The organism is Pontimicrobium sp. IMCC45349, assembly GCF_047219225.1.
In the GTDB taxonomy this organism is placed as follows: Bacteria; Bacteroidota; Bacteroidia; order Flavobacteriales; family Flavobacteriaceae; genus IMCC45349.
The window spans coordinates 1,332,643-1,351,791 of the sequence record NZ_CP178208.1 but is presented as its reverse complement, the minus strand read 5'-3'; the positions used below and the strand labels follow the sequence as shown (position 1 = coordinate 1,351,791).

Genomic DNA, 19,149 nt, shown 5'->3' with positions numbered 1-19,149 from the left:
ATGAACCAAGACATGGAAAATACAAATACAGAACATCCACAGATGGATACATCTATACTTGAATCCAACTCTATTGAAAATGCAGGACAAAAAATAGACGCATTAATTAATAATATTGGTAAGGTTGTTAAAGGGCATAGAGAACAAATCATTCAAATTATTACGTGTCTTGTTGCTAAAGGACATATTCTTTTAGAAGATAATCCAGGTTCTGGTAAAACTGTTATGGCTAAAACATTGGCTTATTCGTTGGCTGGTGAAAAAGACCATTCCGATTTTAAAAGGATACAATTTACACCAGACCTTTTACCAATGGATTTAATTGGGTCGCATTTATATGATGAAGCTAACAAAGATTTTATCTTCAAAAAAGGACCTTTATTTTCTAATATTTTATTAGCAGATGAGATTAACAGAGCCTCTCCAAAAGTGCAATCTGCATTACTTGAATGTATGGCAGAAAATCAAATTTCTATAGGAGATAGAACTTATAAATTAGAAGATTTATTCTTTGTAATTGCTACACAAAACCCAATAGAAATGGAAGGAACTTATCCATTACCAAATGCACAGCTGGATCGTTTCTTTATGAAGATAAACTTTGGATATGTAAGCGAAGATGTAGAGTTAGAAATATATAAGCAACAATTAGAAATTCAAAAGTCACAAAACTCGGTTGAAGCTGTATTAAAAATGGAAGATGTTTTAATGCTTAGAGAGAAAGCCGAAGAAGTACATGTTGATGATGAGATTATTGTTAGTATTAAAAACATTGTACGTAACACAAGAGAGCATTCGGGAATTGTACTTGGCGCATCTGTTAGAGCAGGAATTATTCTTTTAAAATGTTTAAGAGCTTATGCTGTAATTCATAAACGTGATTATGTAATAGAAGACGATTTAGCAGCATTAGCAAAACCAGTGCTTCAGCATAGATTGTTGTTTAAAAACCTTGGAGCCGAATCTAATGCAATGAATAGTATTGTTAAAACAGAGGTTAACCGTTTAGCAAGACTTAATTTAAAGAAGTAGAGTGTGAAAATTGCAAGCATTAAAATAAACTTACTTTTAGGGTTTTTCTTTTTAGGAATGCTCGCTACACATGCTCAACGCATTGAAATCGATAGGCTAGAGAGAGAGTTTAGAGGCAATTTTTCTAGTCGAAAAGCGTATGAGCTTTCTCAAAAAATGATTCAATTGGACAGTACGTATTATACTGGTCATTTTTTTGAATCTAATTATCGCTTTTTTAGGGCTTCGGATAAAAGAGGTTATGAAGCAGCCATAAAATCACTTGAAAAAGCCATTGATTTATTAGAAAAAGATTTTCCTAGAAAACTTAAAAGGACTACCAATATTAACGTTTATATTAATAGTTATCTGTTTCAACGTAAGTATGCGTTTTTGGTTTACCTCTTATCTCAAAGCTATCAATATGTAGATAAGCCAGAAGAGGCCATTGAGGTAGTGAGGCGACTTCAAAAACGTGATTTTGTTTGTAATTTTGGAGTTAATTCGTACTCTACAATTTCGTGGATTTATTTACGAAATAGAATGTATGGTCCAGAGAAATATTCCTTTTTAAAAGCCAGTATTGAAGAAAATCTTGAAGCAGCATCAAAATATGCCGATTCAATTAAAAACAGCGATAAGCACAATAAAAGATACTTAGACCAATGGTGGCCAGATTATGCAAATGATGCATTAACGAGTTATTATCATTATAAAAACATTATTTATTCACATCAAATTAAACTGGATTCAGCCGAATATTTTAGCAAGCAATTAGAAAAATACGATAGGTTATCTCATAACAATTATGGAAACCTTCAGTTTATTCAAGCTAAATACAATGAAGCTGAAGACAGCTATAATAAAGCGCGTCAGCGAGATAATTACGAAGAGAAAAATATTAAGGAGTTTGATTATATGCAATCGGCAATTAAAGTTTTTCAAAACGACTTGTCTACGTCTAAGTCAATTGTAGAAACATCTATAAATAGGTTAGGTACAGCGCCTGGATTTGGATGGAATAATATTGCGCTTAGTCGAGCGCATTATTATGCTGGAGATTTAAAAAAATCTAAAGAATATAGAGATAAAGCAGCAAACTTTAAAGAAATACATATTGGCAGTACTTGGGGAGAAGTGGCGTACAATAGAAACACACTTTTGTTTAAGTATTTATTCCATAAAAAGTCTATAAGCGAAATCAAATTTAGAGATCGCTATTATTGGTACAAGCCTAAAAAACTATACCAAATTTCTAAGCATCACTTTAAGCAAGAAAATGCACATTTATTACTTACTAGTGAACTATCAGCAGATCCAGAACGATTTATAGGATATTACAATTTGTTTGCGTCAGAAAACAACATATTTTTTGATGAAATATGGGAACTTATAAAGTATTTTAATTCTGAGTATTTTATTAAGATTTTTGAAGAGAAACTACAAGACGATGAGCGTGAACGTGTTCATAAGTACTTCAACTATTTTATAGCGCAATTTCATTTAGAAGATGGTGATTACGATTTTGCAATTGAAAAATTTGAAAACATATTGGAGAGTGAATTTTTAGATGCATCTAATGAAAAACTATTTGTAGCAAGAATTAATGAAGGCTTAAGTAAAGCTTATGCTGAAAAGGAAGATGTTGATTTAGCTGATAAGCATTTAAAAGCATTTTATACAGATTTCCCTCAGTTAATTCCGTATTCAGACCTTGAAATGAAATTTAATTTTGAAGTACTCAATAAGTCATTAACCGAAGAACAAGAAGCTATTGTCGAAGACATCAAGGACTGTAAAATTGAATGGATTGAAAACGACTCAAATTGGCCAACTCTTAAAATAAATATCACTAAAAAAGAGGATAAACAGTTGGTTAATTATCAAGTAGAAGAAGATGGTGAAATTAAAATTGAAGGTAGTTTAGATTTTAATACTGAGAACTTAGGACAGTTAATTGTTTTTAGAGCTTTTGGTATTGATTTAGAGTAGTTAAATCTTAAAGGGTATGGATACATCAAAAAACGACCCTAAAAAAATAAAACGCCCTTGGCCAACTAAAGCAGCTATGACTCAGGTTTACGAAATGAAACTTTGGGGAGGAAGTGATGAGGTTGATTTTTACTCAGGTGAAGGCTCGCATCATCCAGATATTATAAACCCTTATATTGAAGCTGTAACCTCTTTTTTAACGGCTTTTAAAACACCACTTGTAGTATGTGATTTGGGTTGTGGCGATTTTAATATAGGCAAGAAACTAGTAAAACATACCCAAAAGTATATTGCAGTAGATATTGTAGAAAGCCTTATAGCTCACAATAAAACAACATTTAAAGAAACGCATCTTGAGTTTCACTGTTTAGATATTGCTACTAGCAATTTACCTTCTGGCGATTGTGTGTTAATTAGGCAAGTGCTACAGCATTTATCTAATTTTGAAGTACAGAATATTCTAAACAAGCTGTCTAGTTATAAATACGTTATTATAACAGAACATATTCCTAATGGTAATTTTGAGCCCAATAAGGATATTATTTCTGGTCAAGGTATTAGACTTAAAAAGCAAAGTGGATTAAACGTATTAGAACCGCCTTTTAACTTTAAAGTAAAGCATAAAAAGCAACTAACATCAGTGACTTTAAGCAATAATAAAGGAATTATTGAAACAACGCTTTATCAAGTTTTTTAATAGTAATTACTGCAATTTGTAAATAGGATTTACGATTAGTTATATTTTTGCAAACACTACTATATTGTATTATAGTTTATGAACTCAAATTTTAAAGATTACCTTCTAAAAAGTACTAATGCTTCTAGTTGTGAAGAAGTAGAAATTATTCAAACACTATGGAGTGGTTATGGTAAAATTTCGCGTTATGTGCTTAACGGTTCGTTAAACACTACTGTAGTTGTAAAATCGATATCCTTAAATCAATCGAGTTCGCATCCAAGAGGATGGAATACAGATTATGCTCATAATAGAAAAGTAAGGTCTTACGAGGTTGAAACAATTTGGTATAGTAAATGGAGCAAGCTTTGTAATGATAATTGTAAAATTCCAAAAGTGATTGGTGTGTTTTCTGAAATGAATGAGCAATGGATAATCATGGAAGATTTAAATCAAAAATTTCCATTACGAAAGCATAAATTACAACTACAAGAAACAAAGACTTGTTTAAAATGGTTGGCAAATTTTCATGCTACATTTTTAAATTATAAACCAACCGATTTATGGGAAATAGGTACGTATTGGCATTTAAAAACACGACCAGATGAGTTTGAAAAAACCACAAATCAAGCGTTAAAAGCAAAAGCACATGTAATTGATGGGTTATTAAATAATTGTAAGTATCAAACAATAGTACATGGTGATGCTAAATTGGCTAACTTTTGTTTTTCTGAAAATGGCAACCAAGTGGCAGCAGTCGATTTTCAGTATGTTGGTGGTGGTTGTGGTATAAAAGATGTTGCCTATTTTTTAGGTAGTTGTTTGTCTAGTGAGGCATGTGAATTTTATGAAGAAGAACTATTAGAGTATTATTTTTCAGAACTTAAATTGGCATGTAAAACCAAAGCAATTAAAGCGAGTTTTGATGCGCTAGAGCAAGAATGGAGATATATGTACTCTATAGCTTGGACAGATTTCACTCGCTTTTTAATGGGGTGGATGCCAACGCACCAAAAATTAAATGATTATAGCTTAAAACTAATGAAAGAGGTTTTGTTGAAGCTGTAATTTTGAATTGAATTTCCTAAACGGAAACTTAGGTCTAATTGCGGTCATGTATTTTTGGATGTAGCTTTTATAATTTGGTTTATTTGTTCCAGTACAGTTTCTTTTTTAAATTCAGTACTGTCAATCGTTTTTTTAACTTCCAATAATTGTTTTGAATTCAGTTCATACTTTGATTTTAGCCAATGTAAAGATGAGTTATTATCTTTTATTTTCTTAATTTTCTCATAAACCTCATTCAACTCTCTTTCTTTAATTGTTAATATACCTAGTTCTCCAAAAGACAGATTTTCAATTTCAAAAGTCTTTTTGTTTATCGTAAATCCACAATAACCACCAGCAACAGGTGGTTCTTCTGGTATTTCTCCATTCGTTTGTATAAATACGAAATCGAAATAATACTTTGAGGTGAATTCTTTTAAGTTTGCAAAGCCATATTTAAAACTAGGTAAAACTTCTCCAAAAGAGTTTACGTAATTATCTGCTATTTTTTCAATTTCATTCATTTAGGAAATGTTGCTTTAAATTACAACCAAGGTGTTTGTGTATGGTTTCGTTGCACATTTTAAGCCTTAAAATTAGCAAATACAAGCAGAATAGAAAATCCGTGAGGATTTTTGTAAATAGGCTTGCACTAGCAATGAATATACACCTTATTAGCTGTAGTTATTTATTATTCCTATTAAATCAGAAGGCTTTTCAATTTCGAAATCAGCTTTGTATTTCCACGAACTTGTTTCTGCTCCACTATATTTTGCGACTATGGCAATTACTCTACTTTTTCCGCTTAATTCTTTGTTAATGTTTCTAGCAAATTTTACATCACCCTCGTGGTCTCCAATGTAGAAAATAGTTTTATCATTAATATTTCCAAATATGCGTTCAATACATTTTAGTCCGCCATATGGATTTGGTTTTTGAGTATTATTCGGAATATCATCATAGCCTATAATTGCTTGAAACTTATGAGCTAAAGAGTTTTGCTTTAAAACTTTGCTTATATTTTTGGAGCTATTTTGTGAACATATTCCTTGAGGTAATTCAATTTGATTTATTGTTTGTTTGATTTCTGCGAATAATTCAACTGGCGTTGTGTTTCTTAATTGATATTCCGTCCATAAAGTTCCAGCTTCAAGCATTTCAGATTCTGACATTCCATAGTAATTTAGATACAGGTCTTGCCAGTTTTTGGATTGATGATTTGCTACATGATATGATTCTTCATTTTTCAGATAGTGTGGTAAACTTTCTCCAGTCAATCTTGGGGCAACTTCAGCCAGAATTTGTTTTGTAATATCAATATTCTTTGGCACAGAATTAACTAAGGTTCCATCATAGTCCCAAAGTATTGCATTAATATTCATAAAGTTTTGTTTTAATTATAGCTAACGTGTTCGTGTGTAGGTAGTATCGAGTTTTATACAACTGTATTTCAGTATGAAAGATAGTTAATTTAAACAAAAAGCGATTTGATTTTTCGTTCAAACCGCTATTGCTTATACATGTTATTGGCAACAGTATTTCATTTTTAGTTCAATGTTCTTTTAAAATAAGAAGTCAATTTTTCTACAGCTTGATTTACATATTGTTCTTGGTCATATAAATCAAAGTGAGTTGCATCTTTAATTTTAAATAATTCCTTATCTCCTTTAGCTCTGTTAACAGCAACTTCACTGAAATAAGCTGACAATGCATTTTCGCCAATAATAGCTAAAAATGGTCTATCAGACATTAATTCCATCTGTTCGCTAGGGTTAAAAAAGTAGCGAGTGTCTAATGACATAGCTGCTCTTAAAGGTGAATAAGTTGGAAACTGACCACCACGTTTAGGGTTGCGGTAATATTGAGCTGCCCTGTTCCAGAATTCTCCCATTCCTGAATTGTCAATTGGAATTCCATCAACTAAAACCACCTCACCTGTTTCGAAGTATTTTTGACGAGCTTCATTTCCCATTCTAATTTGTTGTTGAAACTGTGCTATTTTATCACCTTTTAAGACATCTGCGTATTGTGTAGCTCCTCCTAAACCATAGTCTATAAAATCAACGAACCCACTTACAGTGGCAACTGATTTTACTCTTTGATCAAAAATTGCAGTTTGAATACTATATCCTGCACCTGAACAAATTCCTAATTCGGCAATTTTTTCTCTATCAACCCCAGGAACTGTTCTTATAAAAGAAATAGCATTTTTTATATCTTCCACTTTCATTGGTGCATTTTCCATTCCTCTTGGGTAGCCTCCACTTTCTCCATAAGTTCTGTGGTCAAAAGCTAAAGTTATAAAACCTTCTTTAGCTAATTTTTCGGCATAAATTCCTGCGGTTTGTTCCTTAATTCCACTTGCAGGTGTAATACATACTATAGCTGAAAAATTACCATCAGCACTATAATTCTCTGGAACAAATAAGTTTCCTGAAATTCTGGTTCCCTCACTTAAGAAATTCACTTTGTTTTTTCCTGCTACAAATTGCACTTTATAAGTAGCATCTTCTTGTTTTGTTTGTGCGTTTACATTGAACATAATACTTAAGATTAAAATTGTTATAAAATTATTTTTTAAATTTGTCATAATTAAAACTTATTAAATTAATTGTAATTAATTGTTTTACAAAGGTATTTTGATTGGCATAAAGGTCAAAATACTATTTTTAGATGATTATCATAACTTAAAATTATGGAAGTAAGATTGCTTAGATTTTTTGTTGCTGTTTATGAGCAAAAGAATTTGACGCGTGCTTCAGAACAATGTTTTGTGTCACAGCCTAATATTTCGAATGGTATAAAACAGTTAGAAGAAGAAATGGATAAAACACTTTTTATTAGACATAAGCGAGGTGTTGAAATGACTAATGAGGCACATTATTTTTATCCAATAGCAAAGCGTCTTTTGGGTGAGTTAGAAACATTGCCTAAAATGTTTCAAAAGAAAAAGATAGAAAATAAGATTACCATTGGTGTTGCAGATAGTTTGCCTCAGGAGCATAAGAAACAGTTTTTTAAAACAGCTAATGCGTTAAATGATTTGGTAGAATGGAGTGTAAAACCTATTGATAGAAGTTGTGAGTTGAATTTATTGGTTAGGGAGTGGAAGCTTGAGGAGGATTTGTTTTTGCCGCTTTGGAAGGAGGATTATAAGTTGTGTGTTCCTAGTGGACATCCTTTATTAGATAAAAAGGAAATAGATTTGGTTGAAGATTTAAAGGATGAAAAGTTTATTCATTGTCCTCCGTGTGAAGCTCATAAACAATGTCTGTCTATTTTGAGTTCAGAAAATCAAAATATGATAACGGTTGCAAATTGTGAAACCAAAACGGAGACATTAACGCTTTTAATGGCTGGATTAGGGTTAACATTTTTGCCAGAGCATTTTATAGATGGTTGGTATGGTTTTGAAACCCGTCCATATAAAGGACCTAATTATTTTAGAGAGGTTGGTTTATCCTATTCTAGAAAGAGCTTACAAAATCCAGCTGTAAGTAAAGTGATAAATCATTTTTCTAAAAACGTTTTAAAAACGCGACCATTTAAGGAGTTTGGTTATTATAATTAGGGGTTCTCTATATTAATGTTAACAGTTTTGTGTATGTCTTGTTGTGAAAATCAACTATAATTTTAAGCGATAATGAGCTATACACGTTGCTACCTGCTGGCTTTTTTTATTTCTTCAATCAGTTTATTTTCATTTTGTCCGTTTCTGCCCAATGATACTAATGAACTTTTTTTGTCAAGATCACATATACTATTTACAAGTACTTTTTTGTTACCGAATAGTATGGTAATCTGTTCGCCCCAACTACCAGACAAAAAACCTGGATGTGTTTTTGCAATAATTGCCTTTGAATTCGAAAAATATAAATGCCATTCTAATTCATTTGCAACTTTATCGATGATTTTATTTAATTGCGACCTATTGAGATTGGTATTTACTTCTTTAAACTTCAATCTACTTTTTTGTAAGTAGAAAAATATAATTCCTAATAATGTTGGAATCATTAAAAACCAAATTTCTCCTGACTTAATAGACTTAGGCGAGTTCTCAAAATAATCTTTCAGATGCGTAAAAATTAGTGTAATAGGTATTATAAAACAAAAGCCTGCAGGAGCATAATGTTGAACCTTTTCCCGAAAACTCAATTTAAGTTCGTGGTTTTCTAATCCATATTTTATTTCATTGTTAGTCATTTCAGCTTGCAGATAATGATTTATGCTATTACTTATATGCTATCTTGTTAGCACTTATTTTATTTAAAAAACATTTTGTCCAACTTACCTTTTTTGTATGCCTTTATGTATTTTTTTGTTTGTGAGTTAACTGGAACGTTATTGTTTTTATTTCCTATATATTCTAATAAAATTTTAGCCCCACCTAGTTGGACTTCTCTAACATCTTCTTGTTCGCTATACTTTTGTCCATCAATTTTTTTACAAGTTAAAATTCGGTTGTGTTTGATTTTTTGGTTTAAACCATAATTAATCATAGCAACCGTATATAAAAATTGTTGTTTGTTTTTATTAGTTAGAGAGGTAAAAAAATTTCCAAAAGTTGGAATTCCCATTCCAGTATCTTTATTCATCCAAAATCCGACAATTTGTGTAGCAGAAATAAATTCCTTTGATTGTGTGTTTACTGGATTATCAAAGATGTATTCAGTTGCTTTGAATAGTAAAGGTTCGTATTTTTTATATTCCACATTTTTATCGGCTTTCATCTCTTCAAGTGATTTAGATAATTGCCCAAACATTATAGTGGGTAAAGTCAGTAATAAAATCAGTGATAATTTCTTAATCATATTTTTGTTTTTAAATTGTTGTGTTTGTTGTTAAGCAAGATCTCTCATACGTATGTTAACGATGAAATTTGATTTTTGCTAGTGAAATTAGCTATTTGGTTTTGTAAATTTTATTATTCTTTGTTTTAATTTACAATAAGTTATACTCATTATAAGTAGTATTTTTATGGGTGTTTTTTTCTAGGTAGTACAGTATCTACTTTAAATATATTTTTGGGTATTTCCTTTTCTTCAATTTTTTCAGCTGTATATGTCATAGTTATTTCATCAAAAATTAATTTAAGCTTTAGATAAGGAGATTCAGTTGCTTTATATATAACATTAGCAAATCCATCATTCACATTTTGATAAAGCTTGTAATTAATTTTAGGATTCTTTGAATAATGATATTCTGATGTAAACTCTTTACCGTTGTATTTATTTTTAAGCTTTAGCTCAATTTTATTGCATTTTTGATTTAATATAGAATCTGATTTACTCTCTTTCATTTCTAATAACTCATTGTCCTGTGTTAAAGCATTATAATAATATAGAGTATCTATGCTTTTATATTTAACATAAAAGGTGTTTTCTTTTTGTATATATAATGAGTAATCTAAGCCTAAGCTGTTTCCAAAAGTTTTTCTTAATAAATTTCCATTCTTACCCCAATAAAACTTCATTGAAGTTCCATATCTTTCTTTTAGATAATCAGAATAATTACTCTCTTTTAAAATATTTGTTTCAACATCATAAGTTATGACTCCTTCGAAATATTTGTTTTCAGTTAAGGAAGTCAATACCATAGTTATAATTATGAGAGTAAATATTAATTTAAGCTTCATGTTTTTTTCTTAATTCAATTGTAAAATCATACTAAGGATTAGTAACATTGGAATGCTCTTAATGCAAGTATTATCTTTAAGTTATTAAATAATACAAGGTTGTGAAACCTCCAATCCAGAAAACTACACCTAGATAATATAAAACTATTGATAAATTCTTTTCTTTTTTTGAAAGCCCTGGAACACTGTCAAAATATTTAAATCCAGCAAAAGCGACTATAAAAATTCCGCCAAAGAATATTAATAATTTATGTTCTAGTTTTAATCCTTTCTTTTCTTCTCTTTGTTTTCCCAAATTTTAATATTGTTGCCAACGGTTGGGCTATAATTCCGTTGCATAGAAATTCGGCAGAATTTCGGAGTAGGAATCAGTAGCTTGATTTGTTAATATAAATTTAGTGATTTGCATTGTCTTAGCAATGGATTATAGCCGATGTTGTGCTTAGTTTTTTATTCAACTTTTGTCATCTTCTTTTTTTGAACAATAAAGATTTCTTTTTCATTCGCACCTATATCTATATATCTCCCATTTTTAGCTTTTAAAATTGTGTCGAATTTTAAAGCCCGATTGATTGTAATTCCAAATTCTTTATCTAGTACTTCAGAAGTTTTAAAAAATCCAGAAACTCGAAATTCTTTACCTGTAACATAGAACCAAGCATTTTTAGAAATTCCCCATTCAGGAATCATTTTAATTCTGTGATTTTGGAATCGTATAGTATCATTTACCCAAACACTAATAGTATCATTCGTAAAAGCTGAACTAAATGAAATACTCGATTGTCCTTTCGGAAGATTTTTATAAGAATTACAGGAAATTATTCCGAAAATTAATATGAGTTTATTATTTAGTTTGTTTTTTCTCAATCCAGTCAAATTAAGCACAACGTATAGATATACACCCTAGGGAGTATATTTTAATTATATACACATAGTTTTCCTACAAATTTAAGGAAATAGGTGTTAAATAGTTTAAAAAACAAACGTTTAAGTGATGATTGTTAAGTAGTATGAAGATGTTTAAATACCTAGACGTTGTAAAACTTCGGCTTTATAGGTTTCACCAATAGGAATTCGTACGTTGTCAATTATAATTTTTGTTTTTTGAAGTGCATTAATCGCATTAACATTAACAATATAAGAGCGATGTACTCTAACAAAGTGAGAAGGTAGTTTGTCTATAATAACTTTAAAACTAGATAGGGTTAAAATAGCTTTTTGTGAGCTGCAAGTATAAATCTTGATGTAATCTTTTAATCCTTGTATATAAGTTATTTCGTTTACATCAATCCTAATGTTTTCGTATTCCGATTTAACAAAAATGAAATTATCTTTTGGTTTAATATCGCTTGGATTTGCTGGAGCAACATTATGTGTTAAGTTGTTTTCGAGAGCATATTTTTCTCTGGCTCTAGAAACAGCTTTTATAAACCTTTGAAAAGGTATTGGTTTTACTAAATAGTCTGTAGCGTTAAGGTTAAAGGCATCTAAAGCATATTGTGGATACGCTGTTGTGAAAATAAATTGTGGTAAATTATCAACGCTTTTAACTAAATCAATACCATTAAGGTTTGGCATTTCTATGTCTAAAAAGACTAAGTCTACTTGGTGCCTATTTAAAAAGGTAATAGCATCAAATGGATTGTTACATTTTGCTACTATTTCCATATTTCCCATTTGTGTTAAATACGATTCAATAACATCTATTGCTAATGGTTCGTCATCAATGATTATACATTTCATTTAGTCTAATTTTAAGGTTAGGTTTACTACATAACGATCATTGTCTTCGTTTACAATTAATGTATGCTTGTCTGGATATAATAGCTGTAATCTTTCTTTAGTGTTTTTTAGTCCAATACCTGAATTTTCGGCATCAACTTTCATACTTCCTATTAGGTTTGAACAAATAAATTGTAATTCATTTTCTTGAACGAAAATGACAATTTTCACTTCGGTATTGCCTTTATAGTCGGTTCCGTACTTAAATGCATTTTCTATTAAAGAAATAAATAACAAAGGTCTAATTTTTTGCGTAGTTACATTGCCTCTTATGTTTACTTTAACGCTTTCGTTGTTTACTATTCGTAATCGTTGAAGCTTAATATAGTTTTCTATATAAGTTAACTCTTGTTGTAGTAATACAAATTCGTCATCAGCTTGATAAAGCATATAGCGCATCAATTCAGATAGTGTTATGACTGCTTCTGGAGCATCGTTTGATTTTTTAGTAGTTAATGAGTAGATACTGTTTAGTGAGTTAAAAAGAAAATGCGGATTAATTTGCCTTTTTAAAGCCTCTAGTTCTGATAGGTTTTTTTGTGCTTCAATTTCTTTTTTATTGTTATCGTTTTTTTTCCATTCTTCATAAATTCTAATGGCTGTACCTATAAACAAAAGCATTAATAAAAATACAGAAGGCATAGATTTTATAATACGATTTCGTCTAAAATCAAAAAAATGTTCAGGTGGTGGTAAAATATTTAAAGAAACAATATTTGCTATTACTAAAAGGAGAATAGTTGATAGAATAAATAAACCAATTCTTTTTTTTAATAAAAGTTTTGGAACTAATACAAGGTAGTTTATGTAAAAGAAAATAATGTTGAGTCCAATTCTATAGAGAAAAGTAAAAGGAACAGTTTTTCTATCAATATATAATTGGATAGCTATAATCAATAAAATAGTAATCCATATAAAAAAATGAATTAAAAATTGTCTTTTATAGTTTGTTTTATAGCTCAATTTAAGAACGTGTGTTTTAAGGTAAATTTACACAATTAAAGCTTATTCCTAATGTGGTTAGCTCTTTTGTTGTAATAGTTGGAGGCTTGTTACTGTTTAATTTTGATATTACAAGTTTGGCAGTTTTTTTTGCCTCTTTTTTAGAGCAAAACGAATTGCTTTTTTCAATAGCAGGTATATTATTTTGTTTTATTAATATTTTATTGTTTTCCTGTATTGTATAGCCATAACCATTGTTTGTTTTATGTATGCTATAAGTTAATGATTGTTTTTTTGGATATAGTATTATTACTGTTAAAGTAATAGCTAAAACAATGCTAGTTATAAGGACTGTTTTTTTTGTCATGTTTAAAAATTTTAACAACCCCAAGGCTTTTAGTTTTTAAGTTAAAAAAGCCTTGTAGGTTATTAAACAACCAAATCTAATTATTAAAACAACTTAATCTTCATCATCATATTCCTCTTGAGGGAATAATTCATAATTATCATCTAAATAAAGAGAACCATTCCTTCCTAAAAGCACAAATCCTCTATTGTTATATGAAAAGCCAGTGGCGTCTTGTCTTGCAAAGCCCTCTAAAGGTGTTATTTCTTCCCACTCATCGTTCAATGGATTGTATTCCCAAGTAGTACTTAAAGCACCAACATTGTATCCAGAAACAAGATACCCAAGTCCGTTAATTGTTAATCCAACTGCATTGGATCTAAAAATATAGTTGTCGTCATCATAATCTATATCTCGTAATCTAGTCCATAATTCAGTTTGTGGATTAAACTTCCAAAAATCATCTTTATATAAACCATTGCTTACACCAGCAACTAAATAAACTTCGTCGTTGATTATAAAGGTTGAAGCATCTTTTCTTTTGTCGCCACCAAAACCTACAAGCTCTTCCCATTCATCTAGAGAAGGGGTGTATTTCCAAAAGTCTTTTTTGTCATTATCACCATCATGACCAGTACCAATATAACCATTTGTGTTTGATGCAAATCCTACTGCATCTCGTCTATTTCCACCTCCAAAGTTTGCTTTTTGCGTCCAAGTATTTGAATTGGGATTGTACTCCCAAAAATCATTTAATTCATTATCGCCATCGTATCCAATTCCTAAATAACCTTTATTGTCTATAGCAAATGCACTTGATGAACTTCTTTCTATCCCAGGAAAATCAGCTTTTTGAGCCCAATAATCACCTTCAATGTTATATTCCCAAAAATCATTTAAATAATCATCGCCATCATATCCTGTTCCCATGTATGCTTTGTCGTTAATTAAAAAACTAGCAGCATTACTTCTTGGTATACCATCAAACACTGAGCGTTCCTTCCAATTTCCTCTATCACTAGAACCATCATCACTAGAGCAACTAGATGTAATTACTAACATAAGTGCTAAAGCACTTAATAACATTTTTTTATCCATTATTTTATTGTTTTATTTTTTAAATTAAATTTTAATCCTGCTGAAAAATATGGTGCAGGCTCTACTTTAAACTCATGTACTTTATTGTAGTTTTCGTCTTGTAATTCGTAATTATTATATATAGCATACCCTCCGTTAAAACTAATAGCCCAATTATTATCCATCCAATAAGTATACTCTAGCCCAAGACCTGCAGTTGTAAAAGAAGCTTTTTGTGCTAAGTTGTTCGTGTTTACGCCTAAAGGATTGCTTAAGTTTGCGTTTAGGCCATTAAGCTCTGCTTGAATTTTTAAAATGTTTCTTGAGTTTATGTTGTATTTAAAGTAGGTTCTCGGAAAACCAATTCCATAAGAAAATTTATTGTTAATAACCTTTGTGTAGTTTATTATAGGTAGAAACCTATATTCTCCTGAAAAAGTTGAGTAAGCAAGACCAAACATTAATCTAGAAGGTTGCTTCGTGTTTCCTCCTTTTTTTATAGCTAATAAACTAGCGTTATAAACGAAATCATTACTTGTAATAGAGCTTTTTAAATTTGAAGCAAGAGAAACTCCTGCTTGTGTACTAATGCTCCATTTTTTTGATAAAGGACGTATATATGTTAAAGCGTATTTAAGACTGTATAACTCGTTTATATCTGAGGTTATAATAGAGGTATTACTATAGTTTATTTGATAATAATTAAAATTAACACTATTAATTAAGAAACCTCTTTTAAGTTTTAAAGGCAAATTTAAAGTCAAATTTGTTTTATAAAAATCAAGGTTATTATTATTCCCAGACATCATTGTGTGATTAAATGAAAATAAACTTCTTTCTATTTGGCAATATCCTTTAAATGAAAAGGTGATAACAACTAATAATAAAACGTTTTTATACACTTTTTTACAAATTTTAATCAAACATAAGTGTTAATGAAAATTGTTTAAAATTTAATAGACACTCACTAGAAAAGCATCTACAAAGCGGTTTTATTTATAGATGAATATGATATTGAAAATTAGTAGATGCAAACCATTATTTGGGCTATTAAAATAGCAGCTTTGTATAATCTTTTTTATTGTTAAGAGGTTGGTTTTTAGGTTTGTTGAAAATTAATTTTATGAAATATGTATGTTCTTTAATTGTACTTGTTTTAACCCTCTCTTGTAGTACATCAATAGATGATACATTGCTAATAGGAGAGGATTTTGTTAATACAGACACTAAAGTTTTTTTTACAGATACGTTTACGGTAAAGGCTTCTACATTTAAGTTTGATTCTATAAATGTTTCTAATAACAATAGACTGTTAATTGGGGCCTATAGTGACCCTGTTTTTGGAAAAACCAAAAGTAAAAGTTTTGTACAGTTAAATAACTATCAATACGATATTGATAATGAAACTGTATTTGATTCCATTGCTTTAATCTTGCATTATGATCATTATTATTATAATGACACTATTCCAGAACAAATTTTCAATGTCTATAGAGTTTTAGAAGATATAAAGTCCAAAGAAGATTATTATTACAATACAACAACATTTCAGTACAGTAATATTTCTATAGCAACAAAAAATTTTGAAGCAACTCCTGTCAAGGTTGATTCTTTACACATAGAGCTTAATGACGCTTTTGGTAGTGAGTTATTTGCAAAGTTAAGAGATAATGAAATAAATAATAATGATGAATTTATTGATGAATATAAAGGTTTGGTTATTGAGCCTGAAATTAACAATACAACTGTTTTAGGGTTTTTAAACACTAGCGTTTTAAGAGTGTATTATTCTATTATAGGCGAAACAGAAAACACAGATTTAGTTTTAGATATTACTTTTAATACAGAAAACTCTTTTAATCAAACATCTAGTGAAAGCAGTGGTACGAGTTTAGAAAGCCTGTTAGATCAAGAAGTATATTTAGATAGTCAAGATGCAAATAATAACTGTTTTATCCAATCTGGAGGAGGTGTTGTATCTAGGATTGACGTGCCTTATTTAGACAAAATATATGACATCCCAGGCACAGGAATTATTACTGACGCAGATTTAGTATTAAATATTAAAAACACAGCTCAAGAAGCAAATTACAGGACACGAGATTCTTTACAAGCATTTATTATAAATCAAAAATCAGAAGTAGTATATAATCTTACAAACTTCGTTACCTCTGATTATGAGTTTGGATTGATAGAAGATGAAAACCAAGAATTTAATATTTTAAAATATAGATTACCAATAAAACAGTTTTTAGATTTAAAGTTAGATAATCCTCATGAAGATTTATACCTCGCCATTTATCCACAAGATTTTGCTCAATCAGTAGATCGTTACATCTTCTATGATGCAAATGCTCCAGAAGAGCAGAAACTAAAACTAGAATTGACTTATGCTATTTATGAAGAAGATTAAAGAAACTATTTTGATTGTTCTGTTATTAGCGAACTTAGGGACATATGTACAATCGCAAAATACAAACAACCAAACAAGTTCACCATATTCATATTATGGTTTGGGAAATATAAACGATATAAATACTGGTAAAACAAATTCACTAGGAAGAAGTGGTATTGCAATGCCATCTAACAACTCAATTAATAATTTAAATCCCGCATCGTTTGGAAGCATTCCACTAAATAGTTTTTTATTTGATATAGGTGTAAGAGCAGATAAAGAAGCATTAACCGCAAATGGTTTTGTAGAACCAAGGTTTAATGCAAATTTTTCTAATATGGCATTTGCTTTTCCATTATCAAAAAAATCAGCACTAGCAATTACATTAATTCCATTTACAAATGTAGGCTATATTTTGTCTGGAATTGAATCGGAAATAGAAGGGTCTAATGATACATATGTAACAGATGTAGAAGGTTCAGGAGGATTAAACGACATTAAAATTAATTATGGATTTTCGTTTTCAGAAAAACTACGCTTAGGAGTTTACGGTTCTTATTTATTTGGAAAGATAGAAGAACAAGAGATTAATTATATAGGAGATAATCTATTATTAATTGAAGAAGATAATTTTTATAACGGATTTCGTTTAGGGTTAGGGTTTCAATACGACATCAATAAAAACATTTCAGTGGGAAGTATTATTAATTTTCCAACAAGCTTGCAGGGAGATCAAGAAAAAGTAGTTTCAACTTTAAGTGATACTCCTAGTAATTCAGAGGAAACATTAAATTCATTTAAATTTCCATTAGAATTTGGTTTTGGAGCCCATATAAAGCTAAAAGAAAAACTGTTTTTTAATATAGATTATAAGAGAAATTTTTGGGAAGCAACTAATCAATCGGATTATTTGGGAGATTATAAAAATCAAGATTTTTTTGGAGCAGGAGTTGAATATACACCTAATGCCGACAAATTTAAGTTCTGGCAAAGAGTAAACTATCGATTAGGGTTTAATTTAGACAATGGAAATTTGTTAATAAACGATAAGAATATAACTAATTATGCTTTTAATTTAGGTTTAGGACTTCCATTAAATAATAAGAAGTCAAGAATTAATATAGGTTATACGTATGGACAAAAAGGTGAGGTGTTAAATGGTTTAGTAAAAGAGAATTATCACACATTAACCATTAATCTTAGTTTAGAAGATTTATGGTTTGTAAAAAGGAAATTTAATTAAAATCTTGTATTTAGTTACTTTTTGTCTTCCAAAAGACTAATTTTATTTTTTAAGAAAATATAATAATATATATTTGTGCGAGTTAAGTTAGTGTAGACTACAGAATTTACTGTAGTCTGTTAAAATTTTAACCGATTAATAGCGTTTCTAAGTATCTAATTTTTTGTTAAATAGCTTTTTTTCATACATTTACTGCGAAATGAGAATTCAAAACAAAACAACAATAGCCTCAATCTTATTTGTATTAATAAGTTTTGTTTGCACAGCTCAGGAGATGCCTCCACCACCTGCACCACCACCACCACCAGGTTTACCTGTGGACGGTTTTTTGTGGGTTTTACTTGTTTTAGGTGTTTGTTATGGAGTTTTTAAGTTAATTAAATTGCAAAAAAAAGAGGTTTAAGTTAACTATTTAACTGTTGCAGTCTTGCAACATATTTCCCAATTACATCAAATTCTAAATTAACAACAGTCCCTTTTTTAAAGGTGTTAAAGTTTGTATGCTCGTATGTATAAGGAATTATAGCAACACTAAAGCTATCTTTTTTTGAGTTTACAACAGTTAAACTAACACCATTTACAGTAATAGAGCCTTTTTCAATAGTTACATTTCCTAAATTGGCATTGTATTTAAAAGTAAAAATCCAACTACCATCGGCATTAACAATATTAATACATTCTGCAATTTGGTCTACATGACCTTGTACTATATGACCATCTAATCTTGCGCCTAACTTCATGCCTCTCTCTAGATTCACTTTATCACCAACAGCTAAGTTGTTTGTGTTTGTCTTATCTAAAGTTTCTTTTATAGCTGTAACAGTGTATTTATTCTCTTCAATATTTACTACAGTTAAACAAACTCCATTGTGAGACACACTTTGGTCAATTTTTAATTCAGGTGTAATATTACTCTCAACTGTAATATGAAGATTATCCTTTTCTTTTTCCAACTTAGAGACAATTCCTAAATCTTCAATTATTCCTGTAAACATATTATTAT

At 29.9% G+C, this 19,149-nt stretch carries 22 protein-coding genes; 8 read left to right on the top strand and 14 right to left on the bottom strand.

The annotated features are described in order from the left end of the window. The 4 genes from ACLII3_RS06290 to ACLII3_RS06275 all read left to right on the top strand — a co-directional run bounded on the left by ACLII3_RS06290 (position 1) and on the right by ACLII3_RS06275 (position 4,747). Entirely contained in the window at positions 1 to 1,032 is a 1,032-nt protein-coding gene (locus ACLII3_RS06290; protein WP_412987357.1) for an AAA family ATPase, read from the top strand. Positions 1,033 to 1,035: 3 nt separating this feature from the next. Continuing rightward, positions 1,036 to 3,003, top strand: a complete 1,968-nt coding sequence (locus ACLII3_RS06285) for a hypothetical protein (RefSeq protein WP_412987356.1) — start codon at positions 1,036 to 1,038, stop codon at positions 3,001 to 3,003. 16 nt (positions 3,004 to 3,019) lie between these two features. Then, on the top strand, positions 3,020 to 3,700 hold the full coding sequence (locus ACLII3_RS06280) for a methyltransferase domain-containing protein (RefSeq protein WP_412987354.1): 681 nt from the start codon (positions 3,020 to 3,022) through the stop codon (positions 3,698 to 3,700). 78 nt (positions 3,701 to 3,778) lie between these two features. Continuing rightward, positions 3,779 to 4,747, top strand: coding sequence for an oxidoreductase family protein (locus ACLII3_RS06275; RefSeq protein WP_412987352.1), 969 nt, complete (start codon positions 3,779 to 3,781; stop codon positions 4,745 to 4,747). A gap of 44 nt (positions 4,748 to 4,791) precedes the next feature. Here ACLII3_RS06275 and ACLII3_RS06270 read toward each other — a convergent pair whose 3' ends face one another. The 3 genes from ACLII3_RS06270 to ACLII3_RS06260 all read right to left on the bottom strand — a co-directional run bounded on the left by ACLII3_RS06270 (position 4,792) and on the right by ACLII3_RS06260 (position 7,316). Continuing rightward, positions 4,792 to 5,250 (bottom strand): hypothetical protein, encoded by a 459-nt coding sequence (locus ACLII3_RS06270; protein ID WP_412987351.1) that lies wholly within the window; start codon positions 5,248 to 5,250, stop codon positions 4,792 to 4,794. 150 nt (positions 5,251 to 5,400) lie between these two features. Continuing rightward, complete coding sequence (locus tag ACLII3_RS06265) at positions 5,401 to 6,108, bottom strand: HAD family hydrolase (RefSeq protein ID WP_412987349.1); 708 nt, start codon at positions 6,106 to 6,108, stop codon at positions 5,401 to 5,403. Between the two features lie 164 nt (positions 6,109 to 6,272). Beyond that, complete coding sequence (locus tag ACLII3_RS06260; RefSeq protein ID WP_412987347.1) at positions 6,273 to 7,316, bottom strand: alpha/beta hydrolase; 1,044 nt, start codon at positions 7,314 to 7,316, stop codon at positions 6,273 to 6,275. 105 nt (positions 7,317 to 7,421) lie between these two features. Between ACLII3_RS06260 and ACLII3_RS06255 the strand changes: the two genes are divergently transcribed. Beyond that, positions 7,422 to 8,297, top strand: coding sequence for a LysR family transcriptional regulator (locus ACLII3_RS06255; protein ID WP_412987345.1), 876 nt, complete (start codon positions 7,422 to 7,424; stop codon positions 8,295 to 8,297). Positions 8,298 to 8,386: 89 nt separating this feature from the next. Here ACLII3_RS06255 and ACLII3_RS06250 read toward each other — a convergent pair whose 3' ends face one another. The 10 genes from ACLII3_RS06250 to ACLII3_RS06205 form a co-directional block, all read right to left on the bottom strand. Continuing rightward, positions 8,387 to 8,929 (bottom strand): hypothetical protein, encoded by a 543-nt coding sequence (locus tag ACLII3_RS06250; protein ID WP_412987344.1) that lies wholly within the window; start codon positions 8,927 to 8,929, stop codon positions 8,387 to 8,389. A 59-nt stretch (positions 8,930 to 8,988) separates the two neighbouring features. Continuing rightward, positions 8,989 to 9,537 (bottom strand): hypothetical protein, encoded by a 549-nt coding sequence (locus ACLII3_RS06245; protein WP_412987342.1) that lies wholly within the window; start codon positions 9,535 to 9,537, stop codon positions 8,989 to 8,991. 164 nt (positions 9,538 to 9,701) lie between these two features. After that, the gene (locus ACLII3_RS06240) at positions 9,702 to 10,316 is read right to left on the bottom strand and encodes a hypothetical protein (protein WP_412987340.1); all 615 of its coding nucleotides are present in this window, start codon (positions 10,314 to 10,316) and stop codon (positions 9,702 to 9,704) included. Positions 10,317 to 10,437: 121 nt separating this feature from the next. After that, complete coding sequence (locus ACLII3_RS06235) at positions 10,438 to 10,656, bottom strand: hypothetical protein (protein WP_412987338.1); 219 nt, start codon at positions 10,654 to 10,656, stop codon at positions 10,438 to 10,440. Between the two features lie 155 nt (positions 10,657 to 10,811). Continuing rightward, complete coding sequence (locus ACLII3_RS06230) at positions 10,812 to 11,228, bottom strand: hypothetical protein (protein ID WP_412987336.1); 417 nt, start codon at positions 11,226 to 11,228, stop codon at positions 10,812 to 10,814. A gap of 153 nt (positions 11,229 to 11,381) precedes the next feature. Continuing rightward, positions 11,382 to 12,104: a LytR/AlgR family response regulator transcription factor gene (locus ACLII3_RS06225; protein WP_412987335.1), complete on the bottom strand. Its 723-nt coding sequence runs from the start codon at positions 12,102 to 12,104 to the stop codon at positions 11,382 to 11,384. Next, positions 12,105 to 13,106, bottom strand: a complete 1,002-nt coding sequence (locus tag ACLII3_RS06220; RefSeq protein ID WP_412987333.1) for a sensor histidine kinase — start codon at positions 13,104 to 13,106, stop codon at positions 12,105 to 12,107. It lies immediately after the preceding gene. A 16-nt stretch (positions 13,107 to 13,122) separates the two neighbouring features. Further along, positions 13,123 to 13,452 (bottom strand): DUF4907 domain-containing protein, encoded by a 330-nt coding sequence (locus ACLII3_RS06215; RefSeq protein WP_412987332.1) that lies wholly within the window; start codon positions 13,450 to 13,452, stop codon positions 13,123 to 13,125. Positions 13,453 to 13,545: 93 nt separating this feature from the next. Next, the gene (locus ACLII3_RS06210; RefSeq protein ID WP_412987331.1) at positions 13,546 to 14,529 is read right to left on the bottom strand and encodes a Kelch repeat-containing protein; all 984 of its coding nucleotides are present in this window, start codon (positions 14,527 to 14,529) and stop codon (positions 13,546 to 13,548) included. Further along, positions 14,529 to 15,410: a DUF6268 family outer membrane beta-barrel protein gene (locus ACLII3_RS06205; RefSeq protein WP_412987329.1), complete on the bottom strand. Its 882-nt coding sequence runs from the start codon at positions 15,408 to 15,410 to the stop codon at positions 14,529 to 14,531. Before ACLII3_RS06205 ends, ACLII3_RS06210 begins: the two co-directional genes overlap by 1 nt. 221 nt (positions 15,411 to 15,631) lie before the next feature. Between ACLII3_RS06205 and ACLII3_RS06200 the strand changes: the two genes are divergently transcribed. The 3 genes from ACLII3_RS06200 to ACLII3_RS06190 all read left to right on the top strand — a co-directional run bounded on the left by ACLII3_RS06200 (position 15,632) and on the right by ACLII3_RS06190 (position 18,549). Further along, a complete protein-coding gene (locus tag ACLII3_RS06200; protein WP_412987328.1) occupies positions 15,632 to 16,921 on the top strand; it encodes a DUF4270 family protein in 1,290 nt (429 codons plus the stop codon). After that, a complete protein-coding gene (locus tag ACLII3_RS06195; RefSeq protein ID WP_412987327.1) occupies positions 16,908 to 18,146 on the top strand; it encodes a hypothetical protein in 1,239 nt (412 codons plus the stop codon). The genes ACLII3_RS06200 and ACLII3_RS06195 overlap by 14 nt, the downstream gene beginning before the upstream one ends. A gap of 199 nt (positions 18,147 to 18,345) precedes the next feature. Continuing rightward, positions 18,346 to 18,549 carry a hypothetical protein gene (locus tag ACLII3_RS06190; RefSeq protein ID WP_412987325.1) on the top strand — a complete coding sequence of 68 codons (204 nt, stop codon included), beginning with the start codon at positions 18,346 to 18,348 and terminating at the stop codon, positions 18,547 to 18,549. A 1-nt stretch (position 18,550) separates the two neighbouring features. On the opposite strand, the gene ACLII3_RS06185 is transcribed toward ACLII3_RS06190, so the two are convergent. Further along, a complete protein-coding gene (locus tag ACLII3_RS06185) occupies positions 18,551 to 19,141 on the bottom strand; it encodes a riboflavin synthase (RefSeq protein WP_412987323.1) in 591 nt (196 codons plus the stop codon). Positions 19,142 to 19,149: the final 8 nt, after the last annotated feature.